Origin of the sequence: Micromonospora musae (assembly GCF_003626545.1) — a bacterium.
Classification (GTDB): Bacteria; Actinomycetota; Actinomycetes; order Mycobacteriales; family Micromonosporaceae; genus Micromonospora; species Micromonospora musae.
Genome location: NZ_RAZS01000017.1, coordinates 41,266 through 61,808, shown reverse-complemented (window position 1 = coordinate 61,808; position 20,543 = coordinate 41,266). Strand labels below are relative to the sequence as shown.

General features: G+C 69.8%; 25 protein-coding genes, 1 tRNA gene and 1 pseudogene. 13 read left to right on the top strand and 14 right to left on the bottom strand.

Annotated elements, in window-relative coordinates; genetic code table 11:
- Positions 1-870: 870 nt before the first annotated feature.
- Complete coding sequence (locus D7147_RS32230; RefSeq protein WP_147437475.1) at positions 871-1,092, top strand: hypothetical protein; 222 nt, start codon at positions 871-873, stop codon at positions 1,090-1,092.
- Here D7147_RS32230 and D7147_RS32225 read toward each other — a convergent pair.
- The 5 genes from D7147_RS32225 to D7147_RS30995 form a co-directional block, all read right to left on the bottom strand.
- Complete coding sequence (locus tag D7147_RS32225) at positions 1,089-1,541, bottom strand: hypothetical protein (protein ID WP_147437474.1); 453 nt, start codon at positions 1,539-1,541, stop codon at positions 1,089-1,091. The genes D7147_RS32230 and D7147_RS32225 overlap by 4 nt on opposite strands.
- A 162-nt stretch (positions 1,542-1,703) precedes the next feature.
- Positions 1,704-2,492, bottom strand: a complete 789-nt coding sequence (gene istB, locus D7147_RS31010; RefSeq protein WP_120684109.1) for an IS21-like element helper ATPase IstB — start codon at positions 2,490-2,492, stop codon at positions 1,704-1,706.
- The gene (gene istA / locus D7147_RS31005; RefSeq protein ID WP_120684107.1) at positions 2,492-3,721 is read right to left on the bottom strand and encodes an IS21 family transposase; all 1,230 of its coding nucleotides are present in this window, start codon (positions 3,719-3,721) and stop codon (positions 2,492-2,494) included. Before istA ends, istB begins: the two co-directional genes overlap by 1 nt.
- A 203-nt stretch (positions 3,722-3,924) precedes the next feature.
- Positions 3,925-4,308 (bottom strand): hypothetical protein, encoded by a 384-nt coding sequence (locus D7147_RS31000; RefSeq protein ID WP_233563596.1) that lies wholly within the window; start codon positions 4,306-4,308, stop codon positions 3,925-3,927.
- Between the two features lie 145 nt (positions 4,309-4,453).
- Complete coding sequence (locus D7147_RS30995) at positions 4,454-4,783, bottom strand: hypothetical protein (protein WP_233563594.1); 330 nt, start codon at positions 4,781-4,783, stop codon at positions 4,454-4,456.
- Between the two features lie 351 nt (positions 4,784-5,134).
- Between D7147_RS30995 and D7147_RS30990 the strand changes: the two genes are divergently transcribed.
- Both D7147_RS30990 and D7147_RS30985 read left to right on the top strand, forming a co-directional pair.
- Positions 5,135-5,560 carry a DUF6924 domain-containing protein gene (locus D7147_RS30990; protein ID WP_147437473.1) on the top strand — a complete coding sequence of 142 codons (426 nt, stop codon included), beginning with the start codon at positions 5,135-5,137 and terminating at the stop codon, positions 5,558-5,560.
- A 140-nt stretch (positions 5,561-5,700) separates the two neighbouring features.
- On the top strand, positions 5,701-6,198 hold the full coding sequence (locus tag D7147_RS30985; RefSeq protein WP_120684205.1) for a GNAT family N-acetyltransferase: 498 nt from the start codon (positions 5,701-5,703) through the stop codon (positions 6,196-6,198).
- Between the two features lie 507 nt (positions 6,199-6,705).
- Here the strand turns inward: D7147_RS30985 and D7147_RS30980 are convergent.
- Positions 6,706-7,101 (bottom strand): hypothetical protein, encoded by a 396-nt coding sequence (locus tag D7147_RS30980; protein WP_147434589.1) that lies wholly within the window; start codon positions 7,099-7,101, stop codon positions 6,706-6,708.
- A gap of 141 nt (positions 7,102-7,242) precedes the next feature.
- Here D7147_RS30980 and D7147_RS30975 point away from each other — a divergent pair, with 141 nt between their 5' ends.
- Positions 7,243-7,935: a hypothetical protein gene (locus D7147_RS30975; RefSeq protein WP_147437472.1), complete on the top strand. Its 693-nt coding sequence runs from the start codon at positions 7,243-7,245 to the stop codon at positions 7,933-7,935.
- A 328-nt stretch (positions 7,936-8,263) separates the two neighbouring features.
- On the opposite strand, the gene D7147_RS30970 is transcribed toward D7147_RS30975, so the two are convergent.
- Positions 8,264-8,755, bottom strand: a complete 492-nt coding sequence (locus tag D7147_RS30970; RefSeq protein ID WP_120684100.1) for a hypothetical protein — start codon at positions 8,753-8,755, stop codon at positions 8,264-8,266.
- Between the two features lie 297 nt (positions 8,756-9,052).
- Between D7147_RS30970 and D7147_RS30965 the strand changes: the two genes are divergently transcribed.
- From D7147_RS30965 to D7147_RS30950, 4 genes and pseudogenes are all read left to right on the top strand, one after another.
- Positions 9,053-9,376, top strand: coding sequence for a hypothetical protein (locus tag D7147_RS30965; RefSeq protein WP_120684098.1), 324 nt, complete (start codon positions 9,053-9,055; stop codon positions 9,374-9,376).
- A gap of 289 nt (positions 9,377-9,665) precedes the next feature.
- A pseudogene (locus tag D7147_RS33610) lies at positions 9,666-9,857 on the top strand (hypothetical protein); the annotation flags it as partial.
- Positions 9,858-9,895: 38 nt separating this feature from the next.
- The gene (locus D7147_RS30955) at positions 9,896-10,294 is read left to right on the top strand and encodes a hypothetical protein (RefSeq protein ID WP_147434591.1); all 399 of its coding nucleotides are present in this window, start codon (positions 9,896-9,898) and stop codon (positions 10,292-10,294) included.
- 90 nt (positions 10,295-10,384) lie between these two features.
- The gene (locus D7147_RS30950; protein ID WP_120684094.1) at positions 10,385-10,702 is read left to right on the top strand and encodes a hypothetical protein; all 318 of its coding nucleotides are present in this window, start codon (positions 10,385-10,387) and stop codon (positions 10,700-10,702) included.
- Positions 10,703-10,897: 195 nt separating this feature from the next.
- Here the strand turns inward: D7147_RS30950 and D7147_RS30945 are convergent, their stop codons facing one another.
- The 3 genes from D7147_RS30945 to D7147_RS30935 form a co-directional block, all read right to left on the bottom strand.
- Positions 10,898-11,233, bottom strand: coding sequence for a hypothetical protein (locus D7147_RS30945; protein WP_120684092.1), 336 nt, complete (start codon positions 11,231-11,233; stop codon positions 10,898-10,900).
- A 101-nt stretch (positions 11,234-11,334) separates the two neighbouring features.
- Positions 11,335-11,406: transfer RNA gene (locus tag D7147_RS30940), tRNA-Val, on the bottom strand.
- Between the two features lie 50 nt (positions 11,407-11,456).
- Entirely contained in the window at positions 11,457-12,041 is a 585-nt protein-coding gene (locus D7147_RS30935) for a TIGR02611 family protein (RefSeq protein WP_120684090.1), read from the bottom strand.
- 273 nt (positions 12,042-12,314) lie between these two features.
- Here D7147_RS30935 and D7147_RS30930 point away from each other — a divergent pair, with 273 nt between their 5' ends.
- Positions 12,315-12,746: an SsgA family sporulation/cell division regulator gene (locus D7147_RS30930; RefSeq protein ID WP_053653619.1), complete on the top strand. Its 432-nt coding sequence runs from the start codon at positions 12,315-12,317 to the stop codon at positions 12,744-12,746.
- Between the two features lie 123 nt (positions 12,747-12,869).
- Here the strand turns inward: D7147_RS30930 and D7147_RS30925 are convergent, their stop codons facing one another.
- A complete protein-coding gene (locus D7147_RS30925) occupies positions 12,870-13,646 on the bottom strand; it encodes a glucose 1-dehydrogenase (protein WP_120684203.1) in 777 nt (258 codons plus the stop codon).
- Between the two features lie 236 nt (positions 13,647-13,882).
- Between D7147_RS30925 and D7147_RS30920 the strand changes: the two genes are divergently transcribed.
- On the top strand, positions 13,883-14,797 hold the full coding sequence (locus tag D7147_RS30920; RefSeq protein WP_120684089.1) for a helix-turn-helix domain-containing protein: 915 nt from the start codon (positions 13,883-13,885) through the stop codon (positions 14,795-14,797).
- A gap of 121 nt (positions 14,798-14,918) precedes the next feature.
- Complete coding sequence (locus D7147_RS30915; RefSeq protein WP_076471474.1) at positions 14,919-15,098, top strand: DUF4236 domain-containing protein; 180 nt, start codon at positions 14,919-14,921, stop codon at positions 15,096-15,098.
- Positions 15,099-15,197: 99 nt separating this feature from the next.
- On the opposite strand, the gene D7147_RS30910 is transcribed toward D7147_RS30915, so the two are convergent.
- Positions 15,198-16,100: a hypothetical protein gene (locus D7147_RS30910; RefSeq protein ID WP_120684087.1), complete on the bottom strand. Its 903-nt coding sequence runs from the start codon at positions 16,098-16,100 to the stop codon at positions 15,198-15,200.
- A gap of 25 nt (positions 16,101-16,125) precedes the next feature.
- Positions 16,126-16,647 (bottom strand): VOC family protein, encoded by a 522-nt coding sequence (locus D7147_RS30905; RefSeq protein ID WP_120684085.1) that lies wholly within the window; start codon positions 16,645-16,647, stop codon positions 16,126-16,128.
- A gap of 50 nt (positions 16,648-16,697) precedes the next feature.
- Here D7147_RS30905 and D7147_RS30900 point away from each other — a divergent pair, with 50 nt between their 5' ends.
- Both D7147_RS30900 and D7147_RS30895 read left to right on the top strand, forming a co-directional pair.
- Complete coding sequence (locus tag D7147_RS30900; protein WP_120684201.1) at positions 16,698-17,153, top strand: MarR family winged helix-turn-helix transcriptional regulator; 456 nt, start codon at positions 16,698-16,700, stop codon at positions 17,151-17,153.
- Positions 17,154-17,216: 63 nt separating this feature from the next.
- A complete protein-coding gene (locus D7147_RS30895; protein ID WP_120684083.1) occupies positions 17,217-18,992 on the top strand; it encodes a tetratricopeptide repeat protein in 1,776 nt (591 codons plus the stop codon).
- Between the two features lie 132 nt (positions 18,993-19,124).
- Here D7147_RS30895 and D7147_RS30890 read toward each other — a convergent pair whose 3' ends face one another.
- On the bottom strand, positions 19,125-20,519 hold the full coding sequence (locus tag D7147_RS30890; RefSeq protein ID WP_120684199.1) for a HAMP domain-containing sensor histidine kinase: 1,395 nt from the start codon (positions 20,517-20,519) through the stop codon (positions 19,125-19,127).
- Positions 20,520-20,543: the final 24 nt, after the last annotated feature.

The window sequence follows — 20,543 nt, the reverse complement described above, 5'->3', positions numbered from 1 at the left end:
GGCCAGCGCCTCGTCCATCGCGTTGTCGACGACCTCCCACACGAGGTGGTTCAGACACGTTCGCCAGTGGACCCGATGTACATACCGGGCCGCCTCCAGCCCCTAGAGAACGGGGGGCGACTCGGGCATTGGCTGACCGCCGGTCCCACCTGCTGCCATCCCGTCTGCCGCCGACCCACACTCCGTGGAGCGGGCCAGGGGCCAGGGTGGCAAGGTAGAGCGCCCTACTGGACGTACGACCTTGCCACCCTGGCCCCTGGTCTGCTCGGCTTGCCTGGGTCGGTTGTAGACGGGATGGCAGCTCCCCAACCACCCACCCACCGCAACTGTTCGGCAACTCCATCCTGGAGTCGTCTGGCCCCGCCGGAGGCACTGCTCTAGAGCCGAGTGCTCGGCGACCTGTACCACGGGCGGATCCCGGCCCGAGCGGTCTACGTCGGCCGCGCCACGCCCGGCCGGCCGATACGCCAACCCGCACCGTATCGGCCCCTGTTCGCATAGATAGGTGGGGTACTATCCAGCAACGCTGGTCGATAAAGATCATCGGGCACATGGGGAGAACGGGGAAAATCTGTGTTCAGAGCAAGGTTCCTGAAGCTCGCTGCGATCGCCACACTGCTCGTCGCGAGCACCGCCGTCACCGCGGGGCCAGCGCACGCGGACGGGTCCGGGTCCGCAGTTCCTCGGGTCGCGGTGAGTCCGGCCCCTGGCGCTACAACGACGGACAGGGCATCGTCCACGCCGTCTGGCACGCTGCAGGCGGAGTCCCTTCCGTTGTGGAAGGTCGGTTCTCGCGCAAATTGGGACTGCACCTACGGATACCCCTGCCTCTACGGCGGCGACTATGGCGCCGGCGCATACCATCTCGAAATGACCTGCGGCTTCTACAACTTGGGCGATTACTCGCGGAATGACGGGACAGAACTCCACTTTAACGACTGGGCCAATTCGGCACGGACCCACGGCAACAGCATGACCGTGTACAACTGGGACGGATCCAAGTGGGTCGACTGGGGAACCGTGCCCGCGTGGACTAATAACTGGCAGTTCAAGTTGGTAGACCAGATCGACGGCGTCAAGATTAACTGCTAGACATCAGCTGCCAGAAGGAAGGGGCCTCGCACCAGATGTTGCGAGGCCCCTTTTTCTGGCGCCGAGACCACGAGCCGGCACACCCTGAGCTTCGAATGCTGCGCGATCGCCTTGATGGAGCGAACCCCGCCCCCCTCCATCACCTTCACCCCTCCACCACCGTCGACCTGCTGACCGCCCACCGTGAAGCGTTCCCGGCTGGCGCCCGCGGTGAGGTCTTCACCAATTCGTCGGCTGGTCCACTGCGCCGGACACTGTTCCGGGCTCGCGTCTGGCGGCCGTCCCTCGTCCGCGCCGGATTGCTTGGAAAGTTGGATCGGCTGGGGCACTTCAAGTGGCGAGCAGCCTGGATCGACTCCCAGGGCGTGGAGTGGTCGGCGGAGTTCACCACCGAACGAGAAGCGGTCGCGCACGTGGTGAAGATGGCGCCGGGCGGGCTGCGATTCCACGACCTGCGGCACTCCTACGCCACGGGGCTGGTGTCGCGGGGCGTGCCGGACAACGACGTCCAGGCGGTGAGGGCCACGAGAAGCCGTCGGCTGTCAACGACGGCTAAGAACGGACCCACTGGCGACGGCCGAAAACGTACCCCCTCTGCTGGTTGATCTTTGCTAGTCGTTGGTCTTGGTGGCCGCGGGGACGCGGCCGAGGTCGCGGTCTTTGAGTCGGTAGCTGTCGCCTTTCATGGAGATGACTTCGGCGTGGTGGACGAGGCGGTCGATCATGGCTGCGGCGACGACGTCGTCGCCGAAGACTTCGCCCCAGCGGCCGAAGGGTTTGTTGCTGGTGACGATCAGCGAGGCTCGTTCGTAGCGGTTGGAGACGAGCTGGAAGAACAGGTTCGCGGCTTCGGCTTCGAAGGGGATGTAGCCGACTTCGTCGACGATCAGCAGTGGGATCCGGCCGAGCTTCACGAGCTCGTCCTGCAGGCGGCCGGCGTGGTGGGCATCAGCGAGGCGGGACACCCACTGGGCGGCAGTGGCGAACGCGACCCGGTGCCCGGCTTGGCAGGCGCGGATGCCGAGGCCGATGGACAGGTGGGTTTTTCCGGTGCCGGGCGGGCCGAGGAAGACGACGTTCTCCTTCGACGCGACGAAGTCGAGGGTGCCGAGGTGGGCGATGGTTTCCCGTTTCAGAGAGCGTTGGTGGTCGAAGTCGAACTCCTCCAGGCTTTTGCGGGCTGGGAACCTGGCTGCGCGGATGCGTCCCTCACCGCCGTGGGCTTCGCGGGCGGCGACCTCGCGTTGCAGGCAGGCGGCGAGGAACTCCTCATGCGTCCACGACTCGGTCCGGGCCCGTTCCGCCAGGCGTTCGACTGAGGCGGCGAGGGACGGCGCTTTCAGTGCGCGGGTGAGGAACGCGATCTCCGAGGCGACGTTGCGGCTGGTCATGCTGGCCATCAGGCCACCTCCTCGGCGTCCAGGCCGAACAGGCGGTCGTAGTCGGTCAGAGCCCGGTATTCGACGTCGGTGGCGACGGGCGGGACCGTGGCCAGGCGTCGGGCGGCCCGCAGCTGATCGGCCGCTTGCCGGTGGTTCGGGTCGGTGATGGTCTGCCCACCTGCCCAACACCGGTCATGCCGGGCGACTTGGCGGCCCTCGCAGAACACTTCGACCTGGTCGCAGTCGGCGGTGACGTCCACCCGACGGCCGATGGACGAGGGGTGCACGGAGTAGTCATTGGCGTCCAAGCGCACGTAGTGATCGCGGGGAAGCCGGGTCGACAGCCGCCATCCGGTCACCGGAGCCACCGGTGGCAGGGGCACCATCGCGGCCCGGTCAACGTCGACCCGGTCGACGGGCCGGGCATGCAGCGTGCGGTGGTGCCGGCTGTTGGCCCGCACCAGCCATCCCTGCAACTGGGCGTTGAAGTCCTGCGGTGAGGTGAAGACCCGTCCGGGCAGAAACGAGGTCTCCAGATAGCCGTTGGCCCGCTCGACCAGGCCCTTGGCCTCCGGATCCGCAGGCCGGCACTGCACCACCCGAATCCCCAGGCTGCCGCGGAAGGCGTTCATCGCCTCGGTCAACTGCGGCCAGCCGCCCCGCCACTGCCCGACCGCGGACTCGTTGTCCCAGACCAGAGCCCTTGGCGCCGCCCCCAGCCGGCTCAGCAGCTCCCAGTGCCCGGCCAGCAAATCCGGTGCCTGCCGCGTCGCAATCATCACCGCCGACAGCCACCGTGAATACCCGCAGACCATGACCAGCACCGGTGGCCGGCCCGCCTGCCCGAACCCCAACGGCACGTCCGCCGGCGGGAACCACAGATCACACTGCGCCAACTCACCCGGCAGATAGTCCGTGCGCTGCACCGGATCCGGCGGCACGAACAACGGCCGCAACAGCCGCACCCGGTCTTTCAGCACCGTCAACGACCGCGTCCAGCCGATCCGCTCCGCGATCACCGTCGCCGGCATCTGCGGCCACTGCCGCAACAACTCCCGGATCTGCGGCTCTACCGCATCCACGATTGACGGCTTCGCCGGCCGCGAATACCGCGGCGGGCCCTCCGCCGCCAACGCCCGCCGCACCGTGTTCCGGCCGACACCCAACTTGCGAGCGATCGCCTTGATCGGCATCCCTTCAGACCGATGCAGACGACGGATCTCCGCCCAGTCCTCCACGCTCAACACCCTCCCCATACTGGAAGGGGGGTCCAGATTCGCCCGCCGCCAGAGGGTCAGTCTTCACGCGTCGCCGACACTGGGCGCCGTCCGGTGGAGTCCGTCCGCATCCCCGACCTCGGGCGGCTGTCCCCGCCCGGCCGCCAGTGGCTGCCCGCGTCCCGGCCCGTTGCTGTCAGCGTTGCTGTCGAGAGCATCGGGGCCATCACCGCTTAGTGCTGGTCGGCCATCGGCGCTTGCTGCCCGAAGAACTCGCGGAGGAGCCGGCAGAGGGTCGAGATGGCCCGCTTGTGGTCGTCATCGCTGACAAGGCGGTCCTCGGTGGCATTGTCACCGAAGGTCTCCGCTAGCGCCAGAGACCAGAAGGCGAGGCTGCTGCCACGGTGGCGGGCGGTCATCCACTCCTGGAACACCGCCAGCTCGCCCCGGCCACGCGCAAGGTCAAATCCGGTCAGCGCCGAGAACGCTCGGTCGTACCTTGGCCGCCCGACGTACAGACCCAGCCTGTGATCCACATGCCAAAGGAACTCTTCCCAGCCCACCGAGGCATTGTCTCTGACCATGACCGCTTCGGTGTGAACGCAGATGCGGGACATCGTTGGGTGTCATCCGTCGCCGTCTTGGGCTGCAGGGCAAGCCTCATCTGCTGCTCAATGCCGTCTTCTACTGGCGGTTGCTGAGCGTTTCGATACCTCCTCGCTGCCTCTCTGGCCCCGGCCTGGGTTATACGCAGCGAAGGAGTCAGGGACGGTTCTCCTCGTGCCCCGCCTCTAATTGGTCTGCTCGGTGGTGAAGTTCTGCAGCGATGGTGTTCCAGTCCGGGCCGAAGGCACGCAGGTCGTTGGCCGCCCAATGCAACAGCTCGGCATCCTTCGGCCGTTGGAGGCAGGCCAACCGGAACGCGAGGTTCCGCGCCCAGACAGGCAGACCCATCCAGTCCTCCTCCAGCATCACCTCCAGCATCGCCACGATCTCGTCAGCCGATGCGAAGGTCACCACCTCGACGAATGCGCTGGCAACCCTGGCGCTATGCCGCTGACTAAGCAACCTGGCCAACTCAAGCAGCGACATGCACTCCGGCGCGAAGGGCTCTGCGTCAGCGGGCTCCCTGAGACGATCCCTAGTAGCCCTGTCAAACAACGCCCGGAACCAACCCGTCGTCTTCACAACTTAGAAGCTAACCGCTCTCCACCTGACGACCGACCACGGCACCGACGCCCGGCGACGATCTGACGTAGGTGAGTTGAAGCGGAACTTAGGGCGGCTGTCCCGCAACCAGCGGGGACGGCGGGCAGCGCCTGCTCGCACGGCATCTCAGGCTGCCATCGTCCAGGGTTACTTGACGTCGTTTCACGGTGTCTTGTGCCCCATGTGTGCCTCAGAGCGCCGTCAGCCGGGCGGAGGGCTGAGAGCATCCTCGTCGTGATATCTCTACCTCAGCCCGACGACCTCACGTCTCTGGTTCTCCGTACGGACTTCACCGACGACGCTGCGTGGGAGGCCCTGAAGGCGGCCTTGCACGCCTGGGAGGGCCACGACAGCGCAACCTTCGTTGACGACCCGAACTACGCGAACCTCAGCGTCCAAGAGCTAGTCGACGCGGAAGACGCTGCGAGCCACGAAGATAAGCTGATCTACCTCTTCCTCGCCGATGCGACCACGATGACCGATGTCGAACGCCCGCTGCTCGCCGTCGATCTGGCCCATGAACCCGGCCGCACCTTCCGGGTGCCGCCCCGCTGGTTCGCGGACGTCTCGGCCAATTTCACCATCGCGAACCTGGACTTTGACGAGCGCGCTGACGCCGCCGACAACTCCGGCACGTACCGGGGCCTCGACGGGGACTAACGCGCTGGTCTGGGCCTCCGCCGGAAGGAGGTAACTGGAATTGAAGCTGCACTGTCAGCTTGGGAATCGGATTGATCACGCCGGTGAGCGGTCGCGCCGCCTGGATCATCCCGCGCCGCCTGGTTGTAGCCTCGCCCGTTATGAGTTGGCTGCCTGAGGACTTCGTCCACCCCGTCTACGTGCCCGTGCCGAACACCGCGCTTCACCTGCGGCCTATCCGGGAGGCGGACACCGCGATCGACTACCCCGCCGTGATGGGCTCCCGAGAGCGCTTGTGGGAGGTCTTCGGCCCGGCCTGGGGTTGGCCCCTGGAGACGATGACCTATGAAGAGGACCGCATCGACTTGCTGCGGCACGAGAAAGAGATAGCCGCGCACCAGTCGTTCAACTACGCGCTGCTGGACGAGGAGGAGACGGCCATCTTTGGCTGCGTCTACATCGACCCGCCTGAGCGCACCGGCTCGGACGGAGAGATCTCCTGGTGGGTGGTGGACGACCTCGTCGGCGGCGAGGTGGAGCGCGCGCTCGACGCGCTGGTGCCGCAATGGATCGCCGCCGACTGGCCCTTTCAGCAGCCCCGCTATCTGGGCCGCGACATCACCTGGCAGGACTGGCTCGCGCTGCCGCGCGCCTCGTGACACCGCGGCAGGCGGGATAGCTCCCCTTCCGCAACCACCCACGGACCGCGAGCTGCCGGCGGAGCCCCGGCCATCCTGAAGCCGGAGCACCCCCGCCGGAGGCGCCCTAACCGCCACCCCGCGACCGCCCCCAGCTCGCCGACGCAGCCGGCGTGCGCTCCCCTACGCCGCGAGTGCTCGTGGCCGCGCGGCCCGGCCGGATGCCGGCCCACCCTTCTCCGGTCAACGGTCTGTCGTGCTGCGGCGGCCCTCCGGGCTCCCCGCTATCCGCGCCAGCCGCCGGGCATCAGGAGCGACCGCCGCAGAGCGACAGCGACAGCGGCAGCGGCCGGCGCGCGCCCAGGCGGCGGCGCGTGCGGCCCGTCAAGGGCCGCCTTGATGGACGTACAGAAAGTCCTCCCACACCGGCCGTCACCTGGCTGTCCTCCGTCACCTGGCTTGTCCCGTCACGGCACATACTTGACAGTCGCGTCCCACCAGACGCTTGACATGATCGTCGCGCCTCGTTTACGCCGATCCATCGGGCCGGTACCAGCTCTGGCGCTCCATCCACGCCTGGTGAGCGGCCTTGATCGCCGAAGCGCCTCCGCTGCTTTCGCGCTCTGCCAGGAAGCGATCCAACAGCCTGAACAGGGTGTCGCTTGCGGCACGGTTCTGAACGTCATCGAGCGGCAGGAGCGGGGAGTACTCCTCGGGAGTAGCGAGCCGTCTGGCGAGTGCCTGCCACGTCAGGTTGTTACCGGCGTCAAATTGGATGACCAGCCACTCGCGCCACCCGTCTAACAGTCGAGCGTCAGCCATCCGGTAGCCCTGCAAGAACGCTGTGAACTGCCCAAACGAGCCGTCTAGCCCGAACATGCCCGGCCTCCGGTGAAGCTTGTCGAACAGCTCCCGATAGTCCATCGCCATCCTCCCGTGCCCTCCGAGCCCAACGACCACGCTCGGCCCGCCCATAGAACCTAGGTCAACCGTCGTGCATCAGTTGGGACGGATCCGTCAAGCATGTGGTGGGGCTAGACAGGCGGCAGACGAGCCCGTAACGGAGTGGATGACCGTAAGCCTGCCTGGCAGGGTGAACTGGTGCCGGATAGCGACCCCACCGAGGCGGAGTACCTCCGCCAGATAGAGCTGCTTGCCAATGACGTCGCCAATCGGGCGCTGGACGAGGGCTGGCTGAGCTTTGATCCCGATCCTGACGATGCGACGCCTCTGCAGCGTGCCGTGAACGCGCTGGCACGCCAGCTACGGCACCACCACTTCGAGGATGATGGCTGCGTTGACCCGGACACCCCGCTTGTCGGCCTAGCCGGGGCCCTGCTGGTTCGTCCCACGACCGCCCTGAGCAAGCAGGAGTACGTCGACATCTGCGAGCGGCTGGGCGTTGAGGCACGGCCTCAAGGGTGGGCGCTGTGGCACACCTGGGACCAGAAGGGCCGACGAATCACCATGGTCACGACCAGGATCAGCACCACTAAGGGAATGCTGCTCGTCTGGTCGAGAGGCCACCACATGGTGCCGGCCAAACCGCCACGTGCCGCAGTGGCAGCCACCGTCAGGGGCTGGCTTGGACCGGCGGTCCGATCTCCCGGATACGTGGCCGAGACGGGAGTAATGGAAGCGGCCGTCGCCGCTTCCGTGCCACTGTGTTCGACGGGTGGGTCTACGCCGGCCCCGTCGAGCGACAGAGACGAGGGCGCCCACCGGGATGTTTCACCACGTCCCGAGACTGATCTGTAACGCAGGTCCTAGACTCGGCACGGCCGCCAGCCTGCCGTCCCGCCGCAGCCTCGGAGGCGACGGCGGATTGACCTGTCGGTACCCGGTGCCACTCTGGCGATCGTCGAGCACGCCAACGCGGCCTTCCTACCGGGTCGCTGGACTCGACATCGGAGATGCCGAGCGGCCTTCCTGCCGCTGATGTGGACCACATCCCGCCGGCTCTCAATCTCGCCGGCCAGCGCGCCGGTCTCCCGAATCCGCTGAGCGGCCCAGCACGGCCTTTCCCGCAGCGTCCCACCAGATGCTTGCCATACTCAATCTGGGCAGCATTTGTCGGCGGGTGACCTTAAGCCTCCAGCGGCTCCCAGCGCTTGATGACAACTGGGTCAGCATGCGGGCCAGGCCATACCTGCAGTCGAAGTCGCTCCGTGGTCGCCGGATCATCGTCGGAATCGATGCCGGCACGGTCTGCTTCGGCCAGGTTGCTCCTCGCGGCTCGTACACGAACCAGTCCCGCCGCTACCCCGAACCGCGCTGCCTCCGGCTCGTAGTCGGTGCAGCCCATGACGACGAGTCGGCCCGAGCGAACTTGCAGGCTTCCCTCCACGACATGGTCGAACTCCGCGCTGTCGTCTTCTGGCGCTGCCTCCAACATCTCCACGGTCACGGCCACGTTGACGTTGACGGTGGTGCCGACCGCCATGGCGTCCGTGTCGACGGCAAGGTGGTCGAGCACAGCCTCTTCCGTCCAGGCATCCCCAAGATCGGTCATGGACCCGTCATCGAACAGGTGGATCTGGCAGTAGTCCGCGAAGAGCTCCAGCTCCGTCGAGATCAAGGCACCCTCCCAGTCTTCGTGCCCTGCGAAGTTTCGCCGCAGACCAAGGCTGGCTGTCAAGCATCTGGTGGGACTAGACAGCCGGCTGCCGGCTGCCGAATCTTAGGACCTATGTAATAGGGCGCTACGCTACGCACGATCTTGTAGCGCTCGCCGATTGCAACGGTGGCTGTCCTCGGACGAGAGGGGCGAGGTGGGCACGTTCGGAACCGGTCCGTTCAGCAGCGACGGCGCCCTGGACTTCCTTGAAGAACTCGCCGAAAGCCGCTGGAGCAGCACCTCGACGCGCTCCAGCACATGTTCACCTACGTCCTGGCCAACCGCGGCCTTCTCTGGCGGGAGTTCTTCCCTGACGAGGTAGTCGCGGCGGCGGCACTCGTAGCCGCCGCCCTTCCCGGCGGGGAGCACCTACAACGTCACCTGGCGGAACTGTCGGACGGGGCAGGCATGCCACCGCTGCCCACGTCGGCGTCGGGTCTGGCTGCGCCCGCGCTGGAGGCGTTGCTCTTCGTCGCCGGCCCCGGGGGGCCGTGGCATCAGGGGTGGACTGCCGAAGCGGACAGACTCGACGCACAACGGACCACCGACGGCCTCGTTGCCATCCTTCGTGCAGCGATCTAGCCGGACGTGTCACCCGCGTCCCGAGACTGGTCTGTCACGCAGGACTTGAGCCCCGACACAGCTGCCCGACGGCGGCCCCGATTCGACATTGGCCTGGTTACGGTACCGGCCCGCTCTCGCCGCCGGCCGCGACGCCCAAGCCCTGCACCGCGCCGCCACGCAGGAATTCTTCGGCCGGCTGGAGCACACCAGTCCCGCTGGCGGCTGCTCCCGCCCGATCCGCCTCACGAGCACTACCGCCGCCGTCGACCGTGACACTGGCCGGGTCCTGAGCGAGCAGCACGCCGACGAGCTGCGCGGCCGCCGAGAGCTGATCGAGCGATACGCCGTTACCGAGCCCGTGATCGACCGCGCCATGCAGGTGCTACGGATCAAGGGCATGAATGAGGCCCTGCCAGGCGTAGGCGTCTTCGTGAGTAGCCCCTCCTTCAGTCAGCAGTCACGGGACCCGCTTGCCAGTAGCGTCCCACCAGACGCTTGAACATGATCAGGTTCAGCTGGGGCGGTAGCTTGCTGCGCGTGAGCTATGACATGTTCATCCTGCGGTTCGAACGCGGCGAGCCGGCGTCAATGCCGGGAAGCGCGTTCCGGGCAGCGTTCCAGCCGTACATCGACCGGACAGAGCCGGAGTTCGACTACTGGCATGTCACTGCGCCGGACGGTGGCGATGCGAGCCTCTACGCCGCGCTCACCGACGATGTGCTCCACGGATTCTTGATCAACCGGTTCTCCAACGGCATGGTCCTCGACATGCTCGTCACGTTCATGGGCCTGGCCGACGCCGTCGTCGTGCCGCCGGATTGCCCAGCAATGCTGACCAATGAAGGGCAGCGCGAACACCTTCCCGAGGATCTTCGCACCAACGCCGTCGTTGTGCAGCGCGGAGCGGACATAGAGGCCGTCCTCAGCGGGTCCTAGACCGTTGACCGCAACCTGGGACGGATCTGTCAAGCATCCGGTGGGAGTAGACACGCAGACGGCCGGGCGTGGCCTGGAAGGATGCGCGGCATGGACCGTTTCGAGGGCCGCTGTTGGCTGGACTGGTGGGCGAACTCCTCCACCCTGCTCGGCAGCATCGAGGTGTCCGTCGTGATTGCCACGGCCGGCGCCGGTTGGGATGCGCGTGGTCGCCTCGTCAGCAAAGACGACGAGGACCGCGACGGCTTCGCATTCCTGTGCGATCTCGATCCCGTCTTCATGCTGCGTTCCGAGGACGGGAGCACTGTCGATGTAACCGTGCACCCCACCGACGAATATCGGCGCTTCGCGCTCACCGAGTACAGCGGGTCGGTCGCACGCTTGGTCGAGCACCACATCGCTCTCTAGACACGCGGCCTTCCTGCCGTTGGTGCGGACCAAGTCCTGCCAACTCTCGATCGCACCGGCTGCTGTGCTGGTCTCCCGAATCCGCTGAGCAGCCCGGCACGGCCTTCCGGCCGTCCACGATGGCCCAGATTCGCACCCGCCCACGGGTGGGGCGACCTGCGGCAACTGGCGGCACAGGTAACGCCGGTTGCTCCGTCAGCGGTCGCCAGCGTTGACGGCGGGCAGGTCGAGGTAGGCCAGCAGCCGCAGAACACCGGCGAGGTGCTGCAGGTCGTGCCAGAGCACCGGCAGGTCGTCCGCCGGACGGCCCAGCAGCGCAAGCAGCTCGGCCACATCATCACTGCCCTGCCCGACGTCGATCTCCGACGCCGGGTCATTCGCCAGCTCGAACGCGGACCGCAGGTCGACGTTCCAGTAGTAGTCGACACCGACGCCCGACAGATCGATCTCCGCGCCGAATCGTTCCTCAACCGCGGTCAGCAGCACTCCGCACACCCGGCGGAGATCCTGGACCCTCAGCACGTCCGTCACGGCCGCCGTCCTCCCGACAATGCACCCGCACATCGATCTCGATTGCTGTACGGACGGCAAAAAGGCCACCCCCAATGAATGGGAATGGCCTTCTACCTGCGTGGGCGATACTGGGATCGAACCAGTGACCTCTTCGGTGTGAACGAAGCGCTCTCCCGCTGAGCTAATCGCCCTCAGCGCGCATGACTGTACCTGATCCGCCGCCTCGTCCGCGAATCCGGGGTCAGTTCGTGGCGAGGTAGTGCATGACGCGGGCGATCACGTCGATGCCGAGGCTGTACTTCAGGGAGAGCCAGAGCACCACCGCCACGAAGACGAGGCCGACCAGGCCGAGCAGGAAGCGCACGCCGAGTGACTGTCGCGTCACCCACCTGGTCCAGCCCTGCACATGCCGGCGGGTGAAGGCGAGCAGCCTTCGGGCCCAGTGGTACTCGATGGCCCAGATGCCGAGGCCGGCGATCACCAGCAGCCAGCCCGGCCCGGGCAGCGGAATCAGGGCGATGCCGACGGTGACCACGAGCGCGCCCGCGATCGTGATGAGGATCTTGAGGGTGATCCGGCCGGTGGGATTGGCGCGGATCAGTTCGAGGCCGATCGAGGCGCGCCTGCGCCAGCCGGGGCGCTTCCGGTCCGCGAGGGCGACGGCCCCCTCGACGGGCTCCGGCGCCCCTCCACCGGAGTCTCGCCGACCGGTCCGGTCGTGCTGATCCATCGGCACTGCATACCCCCGCTTTTTGGCTCTTCGGACCGCGACTTTCGGTGGGCGAGGCGCCGCGATCGGATCCACTGAGGATCGGTTCGTGACCATTTCACCCCCTAGTGTCGCTCGGGACCGTCACCCCTTCCGACGACTGGACGTTACCGGAGTAAGTCGACGACTGAGCCACCCGACGCCGAGCGTGACCACGCACTGGGCGGAACCGGAAATCCTACATGAATTTTCACATTCAGGAGGCCTTTCCGAACCGCTTCCCACCACTGGGTGAAGTCAGCGTATGGCGGAGCGTAGCCAGGAGTAGCACCTGAGTATGGGAAAAGCGGGACACGCGCGTTCCGCAGCGGTGCCGGGGGGAGAACGTCCATGAGTGTCATCCGACCGACGACCGTAGAGGTCGAGACGTCGCTAAGGCTCGTCGCGCCTGACGCCACCGCCTTGCCGGTGCGTGCCAGCTTGCGTTACGACCCTGCTGACCCGTATGCGGTCCATGTCCTGTTCCATGCCGAGTCGGCCGGTGGCGAGGCGGTGAGCTGGTCCTTCGCCCGCGAACTGCTGGTCACCGGGCTCGACGAGCCGGCTGGGATCGGGGACGTCCGGGTGTGGCCGTGGGCCACTCCGCGCGGCGACTTCGTCGCGCTCGCGCTGTCGTCACCCGACGGCAACGCTCTCTTCGAGGTGCCGCGGAGCGTCCTGGTGCGCTTCCTGCGGCGGACGTACGTCGTCGTCCCGCGCGGCCGGGAGGCCGAACACCTGGACGTCGACACGGCGGTGACCCGGCTGCTCGCCGGCCGCTGACCGCCACACCGGGTAACACCGGCCATCCGGCCACAGGGGCCGCGCGGATCTGCCGAGTCCGCGCGGCTCCGGCACGCCCAGGTGTACGCCGACCGTCCCACCACCCCCGGGGCCGGTCGGCGCTCAGCCGTGGGTGGTGATGCCGCCGTCGACCGGAATGACCGCTCCGGTGAGGTATGCCCCGGCTCGTGACGAGAGGTAGATGGCCGTGCCGGCCATGTCCTCCGGCCGCCCGATCCTCCCCAGCGGCACCTGCTGCTCGATGGCGGCCCGGGACGCCGGATCGTCGAGCGCGAACGCCATCATCTTGCTCTCGAACGGGCCGGGCGCGATCGCGTTGACGGTGATCTGCTCGCCGGCGAGCTGGTGGGCGAGGCTGCGGGTGAGCATGTGCACGGCCGCCTTCGTCGCCGAGTAGGCGTACACCTCCATCGACGGCACCCGGATGCCGTCGATCGAGCCGATGTTGATCACGCGGGCTGGGTCGTCCGCGCGGGCCGCGGCGCGCAGGGCCGGCAGCAGCGCGTTGGTGAGCCGGAACACGGCCTTGACGTTCACCGCCCAGAGCTTGTCGAACGCGCTCTCCGGGTACGCCTCCAGTGGCGCGCCCCAGGTCGCGCCCGCGTTGTTGACCAGCACGTCGAGCCGGTCGTACCGCTGCCGGATGGTGGCGGCGAGCCCTTCGGCGCCGGCGTCGCTGGAGAGGTCGGCGGGGATCGCCTCGCAGCTCCCCTCGGCCGAGAGCTTCTCGGCGACGGCGGCGCAGACGTCCGCCTTGCGCGACGAGATGATCACGTGGGCGCCGGCCTGGACGAAGCCCTGGGCGATCATCAGACCGATGCCCCGGGATCCCCCGGTGACCAGGACCGTCTTGCCTTCGACCGAGAACAGCTCCGTCATGCTCATCCCCTCGCGAGTGACCGGTTCGTCGCCGGCCGACCCGCCCGGCGACGGCCGGTCGCGACGTGGCGCTGCCGTCGCAACCCACCGGCGCTACCGCCGGGTAACGTAGCCCGGCCCGACGGACCGGGACAAGAGCCCGCCGCCCCGAGCCCACCCGCGCCGCTCAGGTGCTACGACGGCCGGGGCGGGGCGAGGGGTGCGACTACCTGCGACGCGGGCTAACGTCGGTTCCGATGGTCTTCTCCGGTCAGTACCCCCCGGCAACGGTCGCCACGAGCCTCACCGTCGCCACCGAGATCGACACCCTCGCGCTGGCCGGTCTGGCCGGCGATCCGGGCTGGCGCCGACCGGTGCTCGTCGACCGGGACCTGCTGGTGCTGGCCACCGGCGGGCACGGCGACATCGAGCTGGACTTCGAGTCGCTGCCCTGCCGCCCCGGCACCCTCCTGCGGGTGCGCGCCGGGCAGGTGCTGCGCTGCCCCTGCCCGCAGCTCGACGCCACAGTGGTGCGCTGGGACGCCAACGCTCTGCGGGGGCTCGACGTCGACCCGGACGCCGTACCGACCTGGTGGCAGCTCGCCGGTGAGGACGAGGACGCGGTGATCAGCGAGGTGAGTCAGCTCGCTGTGGACTCCGTCCGGCACCGGACGATTCCCGCCGCGCGTGGGCTGCTGCGTCACCAGCTCGCCGTGCTGCTGCTGCGGCTCACGTTGGCCGGCGTCACCGGGTCGACGTCCCGCCCCGAGGAGGTCACCTTCCGTCGCCTCTGCCGCGAGGTCGAACGCGGTTACCGGCACACCCGCCGCGTCGAGGACTACGCCGACCGGTTGGGCTGCTCGGTGCGTACGCTCACCCGGGCCTGCCTGGCGGTGACCGGGCGCAGCGCCAAGCAGCTGATCGACGAGCGGGTGGCGTTGCAGGCCAGCCGGCTGCTCGCGGCGACCGACGAACCGATCGCGCGGATCGGCCGGGGGCTCGGCTTCACCGAACCGACGAACTTCGGGCGGTTCTTCACCCGTGAGACGGGGCAGAGCCCCGGCGCGTTCCGGGCCGCCCGCGAGCAGCCCCTGCCGGACGGGGCTGTTCGGCCCCGTACGGTCACCGAACCGCGCCGGGTCCACCCACAGCCGTCCGCTCCGCCGCGCTGAGCCGGTCGCGCCCCGCGCCGACCTTGTCGACTCCATGGTGGACGGGAAGGGCGTTTCCCGAACCGCCGATGCGGGCATCTTTCCCGCCGACGGCAGGTACGGCGGGGAAGGGAGCCCGGCGATGGGTGTGATGTTCCGCAAGCGGCAGAAGATCGGACCGCTGATCCTCAACTTCACCGAGAACGGCTTCTCCTCGTGGAGTGTGAAGATCGGCCGGTGGTCCTGGAATTCCCGAGCCCGGGCGCACCGGGTCGACCTTCCCGGTCCGCTCTCCTGGAAGCAGGACAAGTCCCGGCGCTGATCCGGTGAGGACAGGGGCGGGGTGCCGGCGGGAACGCCGGCACCCCGCCCCTTTTCGTCGGATCGGTTTCCCCGGAACCGGCCGGCTTGTCGGTGCTGATCAGGCAGGTGCTCCGGCCGAAGGGCTGATGATCACGTCGCCGCCGAGCCGTCCCTCGGCCGGGTCGCGGGTGACCACGCCCGCCGCGAGCAGGTCGGTGAGCACCCGCTGCGCGTCCGACGAACGGTGGACGGTGGCGAGCAGGGCGTGGCGACGCAGCTCGGTGATCGTACGCGGGCCGGTGCGGGCCAGCTCCGCGAGCAGCTCCCGGCCGAGCGGGTCGAGATCCGGGTCGCCGGCGACGTCGTGCAGCTGCCCGCCCGGGTCGCCCAGCCGTACGCCGGCGAGGTCCCCGGCCGTCCAGAGCGCCTCCTTGAACGCCTCCAAGCTCCGGTCCGAACCGGTGCCGAAGGTGACCGACTCGGTCGGGCCGTCGACGGCGGCCAGCTCCACCTGGGTCACCAGCGGGAAGCCCACCGCGTCCAGCTCGACGCGGGCGGCTCGGCCGGCGCGGAGCAGGACCTCGGCGGGCCGGCCGCCGGCCGCCGCGCGCAGCACCGCCGCGTCGGGGACACCTGCCGTCCCGGCATCGGCGTCCAGGAAGGAGAAGAGCGGGGCGCCCGCGGCGCCGGCCGCCTTCAACGCGACCGGCAGCCGGCTCGGGTCACCCGGCACGACGTGGACGGCGACGTCGGCCGGCAGGCCCGCCTCGACCGGGCCGAGCCGGGCCGGCAGGTCCGCCGCCGCGTCGGCGAGCACCAGCACGGTGAGCCGGAGCCCGCGCAGCCGGTCGGCCTGCCCGGCGACGAGTCGCAGCGCGGCCTCGGCGGAGTCGACGTCGCGGTGCGCGTACGCCAGGGCCACGGTGGCCCGCCGGGAACGCTGCCGGGCCGCCGGCAGCCAGCTCTCCAGCTGGCGGACGAGCAGTTCTCGTAGGGCGGTGGTGGTCGGATCGCTCGGCATCCTGACGTTCTACCGCACGAGTCGGTCAGGCGGGCACGGAGATGCCCACCCCGCCCCGGGTCTGGCCGCCGTAGCGCTGCCGCTCGCGGTCGAGGTCGAGGCGGCCGATCCGCTTCCGCGCCGACAGGGCGGCGTCGTCCAGCAGGTCGGCCGGGATCAGCCAGACCACCTCGAACTCCAGCCCATCCGGGTCCTGCCCGTAGAGGCTCTTCGTGGTGCCGTGGTCGGAGGTGCCGACCAGCGCGCCGGCTGCGGCGAGCCGCTCGGCGGTGGCCGCCAGCTCGTCGAGGGTGTCGACCTCCCAGGCCAGGTGGTAGAGGCCGACGGTGCCCCGCCCGGCGGTCGAGCGGCCGGCGGCGGCGCCGATCTCGAAGAGGCCGAGGTCGTGGTCGTTCGTGGAGTCGGGCGCCTGGAGGAAGGTGGCGCCGCGGAAGCCGTCCGGGGTCATCTCGACCGGACGGAAGCCCAGCACGTCGCGGTAGAAGGCGACGCTGCGGGCGAGGTCACTGACGTAGAGGACCGCGTGGTTGAGCCGGTGGATTCCCATGGCCCCAACCGTAGCCCGATTTAGTTGAGCGTTCAACTATCGGGGTTATGATGGTTGTCATGACGCGGTGGCTGAACCCGGACGAGCAACACACCTGGCGCGCCTTCCTCACCGCCTCCCGTGGCGTGATGGACGCCCTCGACCGTGAGCTGCAACGGGACGCGGGCATGCCGCACGCGTACTACGAGATCCTCGTCCGCCTCTCCGAGGCGCCGCAGCGCCGGATGCGGATGAGTGACCTGGCCGAGACGACCGGCTCGTCACGCAGCCGCCTCTCGCACGCCGTCGCCCGCCTGGAGGCCGCCGGGTGGGTACGCCGTGAGGACTGCCCCACCGACCGGCGCGGCCAGAACGCACACCTCACCCAGGCCGGCTTCGAGACGCTCGCCGCCGCCGCGCCCGGCCACGTCGAGGGCGTACGCCGGCACCTGTTCGACGTCCTCTCCCCCGCCCAGGTGGACCAGCTGCGCCGGATCAGCGAGACGATCGCCGCTCACCTGACCTAATCCAGACGCATCCACACCGGCGCGGGTCTTGTACTTACCGTTGTCGGATGAGCACGATGGGGCGTGCCCTCCGGCTTCGGCGACCTGACTGACCAGGCGCACCACCTGGTGTCCACCGGCGACCTGGCCGGCGCCCAACGGCTGCTCTCTGACGCGCTGAGCGACGCCGACCCGCGCCCGGCGAACGCCACCATCGAACTGGCCGACGCGGCGAGCCTGCAGGCGCGGGTGCTCGTCGCCCTCGGCGAACCGCACTCCGCCCGAGGCTGGGCCGCGTTCGCGTACGCCGCGCACACCCGGCTGCACGGCCACTCCGACCCGCGTACGGTGGCCGCCGCCGCGACCCTGGCCGCGGTGCTGCACCGGGTGGGCAGCCACTCGCGAGCCGCCCGGCTCTACCAGGACGTGATCATCGAGCTGACCGCGCAGGACGGGCCGGAGTCCCTGCGGGTGCTCGCCGCCCACGCCGACCTGGCCACCGTCGAGTACGCCCGCGGGCAGTGCCGGACCGCGCGGGACCGCCTCCAGGACGCCTGGGAGCTGCACCGCGAGGTGTACGGCGACGGGCACCCCAGCGGCATCAAGATGCTCGCGCGGCTCGGCGCGATGCAGCGCGACTGCGGGCAGTTCGCCGAGGCCCACGACAACCTGGCCCTGGCCCGGGAGCTCTGCCGGCAGCACCTCCCCGCCGAAGATCCGCTCGCCGCCCAGGTCGCGACACTGGCCCGGGCTCCCGCCAACCCCGAGCACAGCTGTCCGGAGGTGCCCGACGCGCCGGTGGTCCCCGCCGCCCGCACCCCGTCCTACGGGGAGGCCCCCGCGTACGCCCCGCCGGAGCCGGAGGGGCGGACCGTCCCCGTGCCACGCCAGCCGGTGGACGACCCGACCGCACCCGAGCAGCAGTGGTGGCCGCCGGAACACTCCGAGGATCCGGCCCCGGACCGTGGCACCGGGCCGTGGGGTGGGCCCGGGGGCGGCACTGGGACGCCGCCGTTCCACGACGACGGACCGCAGCGGGCGGGGTGGACGACCCCAGCCGGAGACGGAACACCGCCCTTCGCCGGAGCGGGAACCGGCGGCTATCCGCCACCGACCGGCTACCCGCCACCGGCCGGTCACGCGCCACCGACCGGTGATGCGCCACCGGCCGACCACACGCCACCGACGGGTTATGCGCCGTCGGCCGGTCAGGCGCCACCGGTCGACGACGCCGTCGCGCCCGCCGGGAGCGCCGTGCCACCGGCGGTGATGGCGCTCGGCGGTGGGCAGGACGAGGCCGACGGTGTGCACCGGGTCCGGCGCGACGTCGAGCCGTACCGGCCGTCGCGCCTGCTGCCGGTGCCGGTGCACCGGACGCCCGCGCCCCCGGGACGGCGACTCGCCCCGCTCGTGGTGGCCGGAGTGGTCGTGGTGCTGCTCGGTGCGGCGGCGGTGATCGCCGGAGTGTCCCGGGTCGGCGGCGGCGACGACCCACCCTCCGAGAGCGCCTCCGCCCCGGCCGGCACCACGGCGACGGCCACGACGCAGAGCGGCGCGCCGAGCCCGACGGTGAGCGCCGTCGCTCCGGTCGGCGCACCCCCGACCGGGGTCAACCTGCGCGACAACCGGGACAACGTGGCGCTGCGCTGGACCTACCCGGCCGGCGGCGAGGGGCCGGTGGTCATCTCGGGCGGCCGGACCGGCCAGCCCAAGAGCGCCCTCACCGACCTGCCCGCCGGCACCACCGGCTTCATCGTCTACGGGCTCTCCCCCAGCAACGACTACTGCTTCACGGTGGCGGTCGTCTGGTCCACCGACACGGTCGCCGCCGCCGACGAGGTCTGCACCCAGCGCCGCTGACCCCGACCCCACCCGCGCCCTCACCCCCCACCCAAGATCCGCGCACTTTCACGGAAAGAGTGGCTATCCGCTCCGGAATAGCCACTCTTTCCGTGAAAGTGCGGAGGGGCGCTGCGCGGGGGGCGGGGGGGGTCAGGGGGTGTCGGGGGGCAGGGTCGGGAGGCGCAGCGACACCCGTAGCCCGGGGTCGTCGGCGTTGGCGTCGGCGAGGGTTACGGTTCCGCCGGCTCGGCGCACCAGCTCGCGGACGATCGACAGGCCCAGCCCCGCCCCGCCGGCGTCGCGGGCCCGCGCGTCGTCCAGCCGGGTGAACCGGTCGAAGACCCGGTCCCGGTCCGCGACGGGAACGCCGGGTCCGTCGTCGGTCACCGTCACCAGGTGGTACGCGCCCACCGGCGCGGCGGCCAGCACCACCCGGGCACGCGCGTGCCGAACGGCGTTCTCCACCAGGTTGGTCAAGATCCGGTGCAGCTCGTCCGCGTGCCCCACGGTCCACAGCGGCTCGTCCGGCGGCAGCACCCGGACCGGCGGCGACGGGTAGCGGGCGGCGACCGTGGCGAGCAGCTCACCCAACTCGACCGGGCCGACACCGTCGGGCCCGTCCGGGCCGCCGCCGGTGCTCCGGCCCGCCCCGGTCACGCCGCCGGGCGCATCCGGGCCGCCGGACTCGTCGAGCCGGGCCAGCAGCAACAGGTCGTTCACCAGCCGACCCAGCCGCTCGGTGTCGGCGAGCAGGTTGTCGGTCACCGCCGCCCAGTCCGTACGCTCGCCGAGCCGGCGCGCCACCTCCAGCTCGGTGCGGATGTTCGTGACCGGGCTGCGCAGCTCGTGGGCCGCGTCGGAGAGGAAGGCCCGCTGCCGCCGCCGGGCCGACTCCAGCCGGTCCAGCATGCCGTTGAGGGTGACCGCGAGCCGGTGCACCTCGTCGTGCGAGGCGGGCACCGGGAGCCGGTCCGGCCCGGCTCGTCCGGTGATCTCCTCTGCCCCGCGGCGCAGCGACTCCACCGGCCGCAGGGTCGCCCCGACCACCCGCCAGGCGACCACGGCGAGCGCCGCCACCAGCAGCGGGAAGCTGATCAGCAGGCTGGTGCCGACCACCTGGGTGCTGTGCCGTACGTCCGTCATCGACTTCGCCACCAGGACGGTGAGCGGGTCGGCGGCCGTGCCGGCGGGCACCGTCACGACCCGGACCGGGCCGACGAGCCCGGCCCGCTCCCCCGACATCGACAGGCGCTGCCGCTGGTGCGCTTCGAGGCGCTCCGGGCCGACCATCGGCACCAGGCGGTCGGCGTCGATCGACGCGGCGCGGACCCGCCCCTGACCGTCGATCACCTGGACCCGGAGTTGACCGCCGGCCACCGGCAGCGGATCGGGCAGCGCGTCCTCGGCGGCGAGCAGGGCGACCGCGTCGGCGGTACGGAACGCCTCGTTGTCGACGCTGCGCTGCAACACGAAGCCGAGGACGCCGAGCAGCACCACCCCGCCGAGGGCCAGCCCGATCGAGAGGCCGAAGACGCCGATCGCCATGAGCCGACCGCGCAGCCCGAGCGT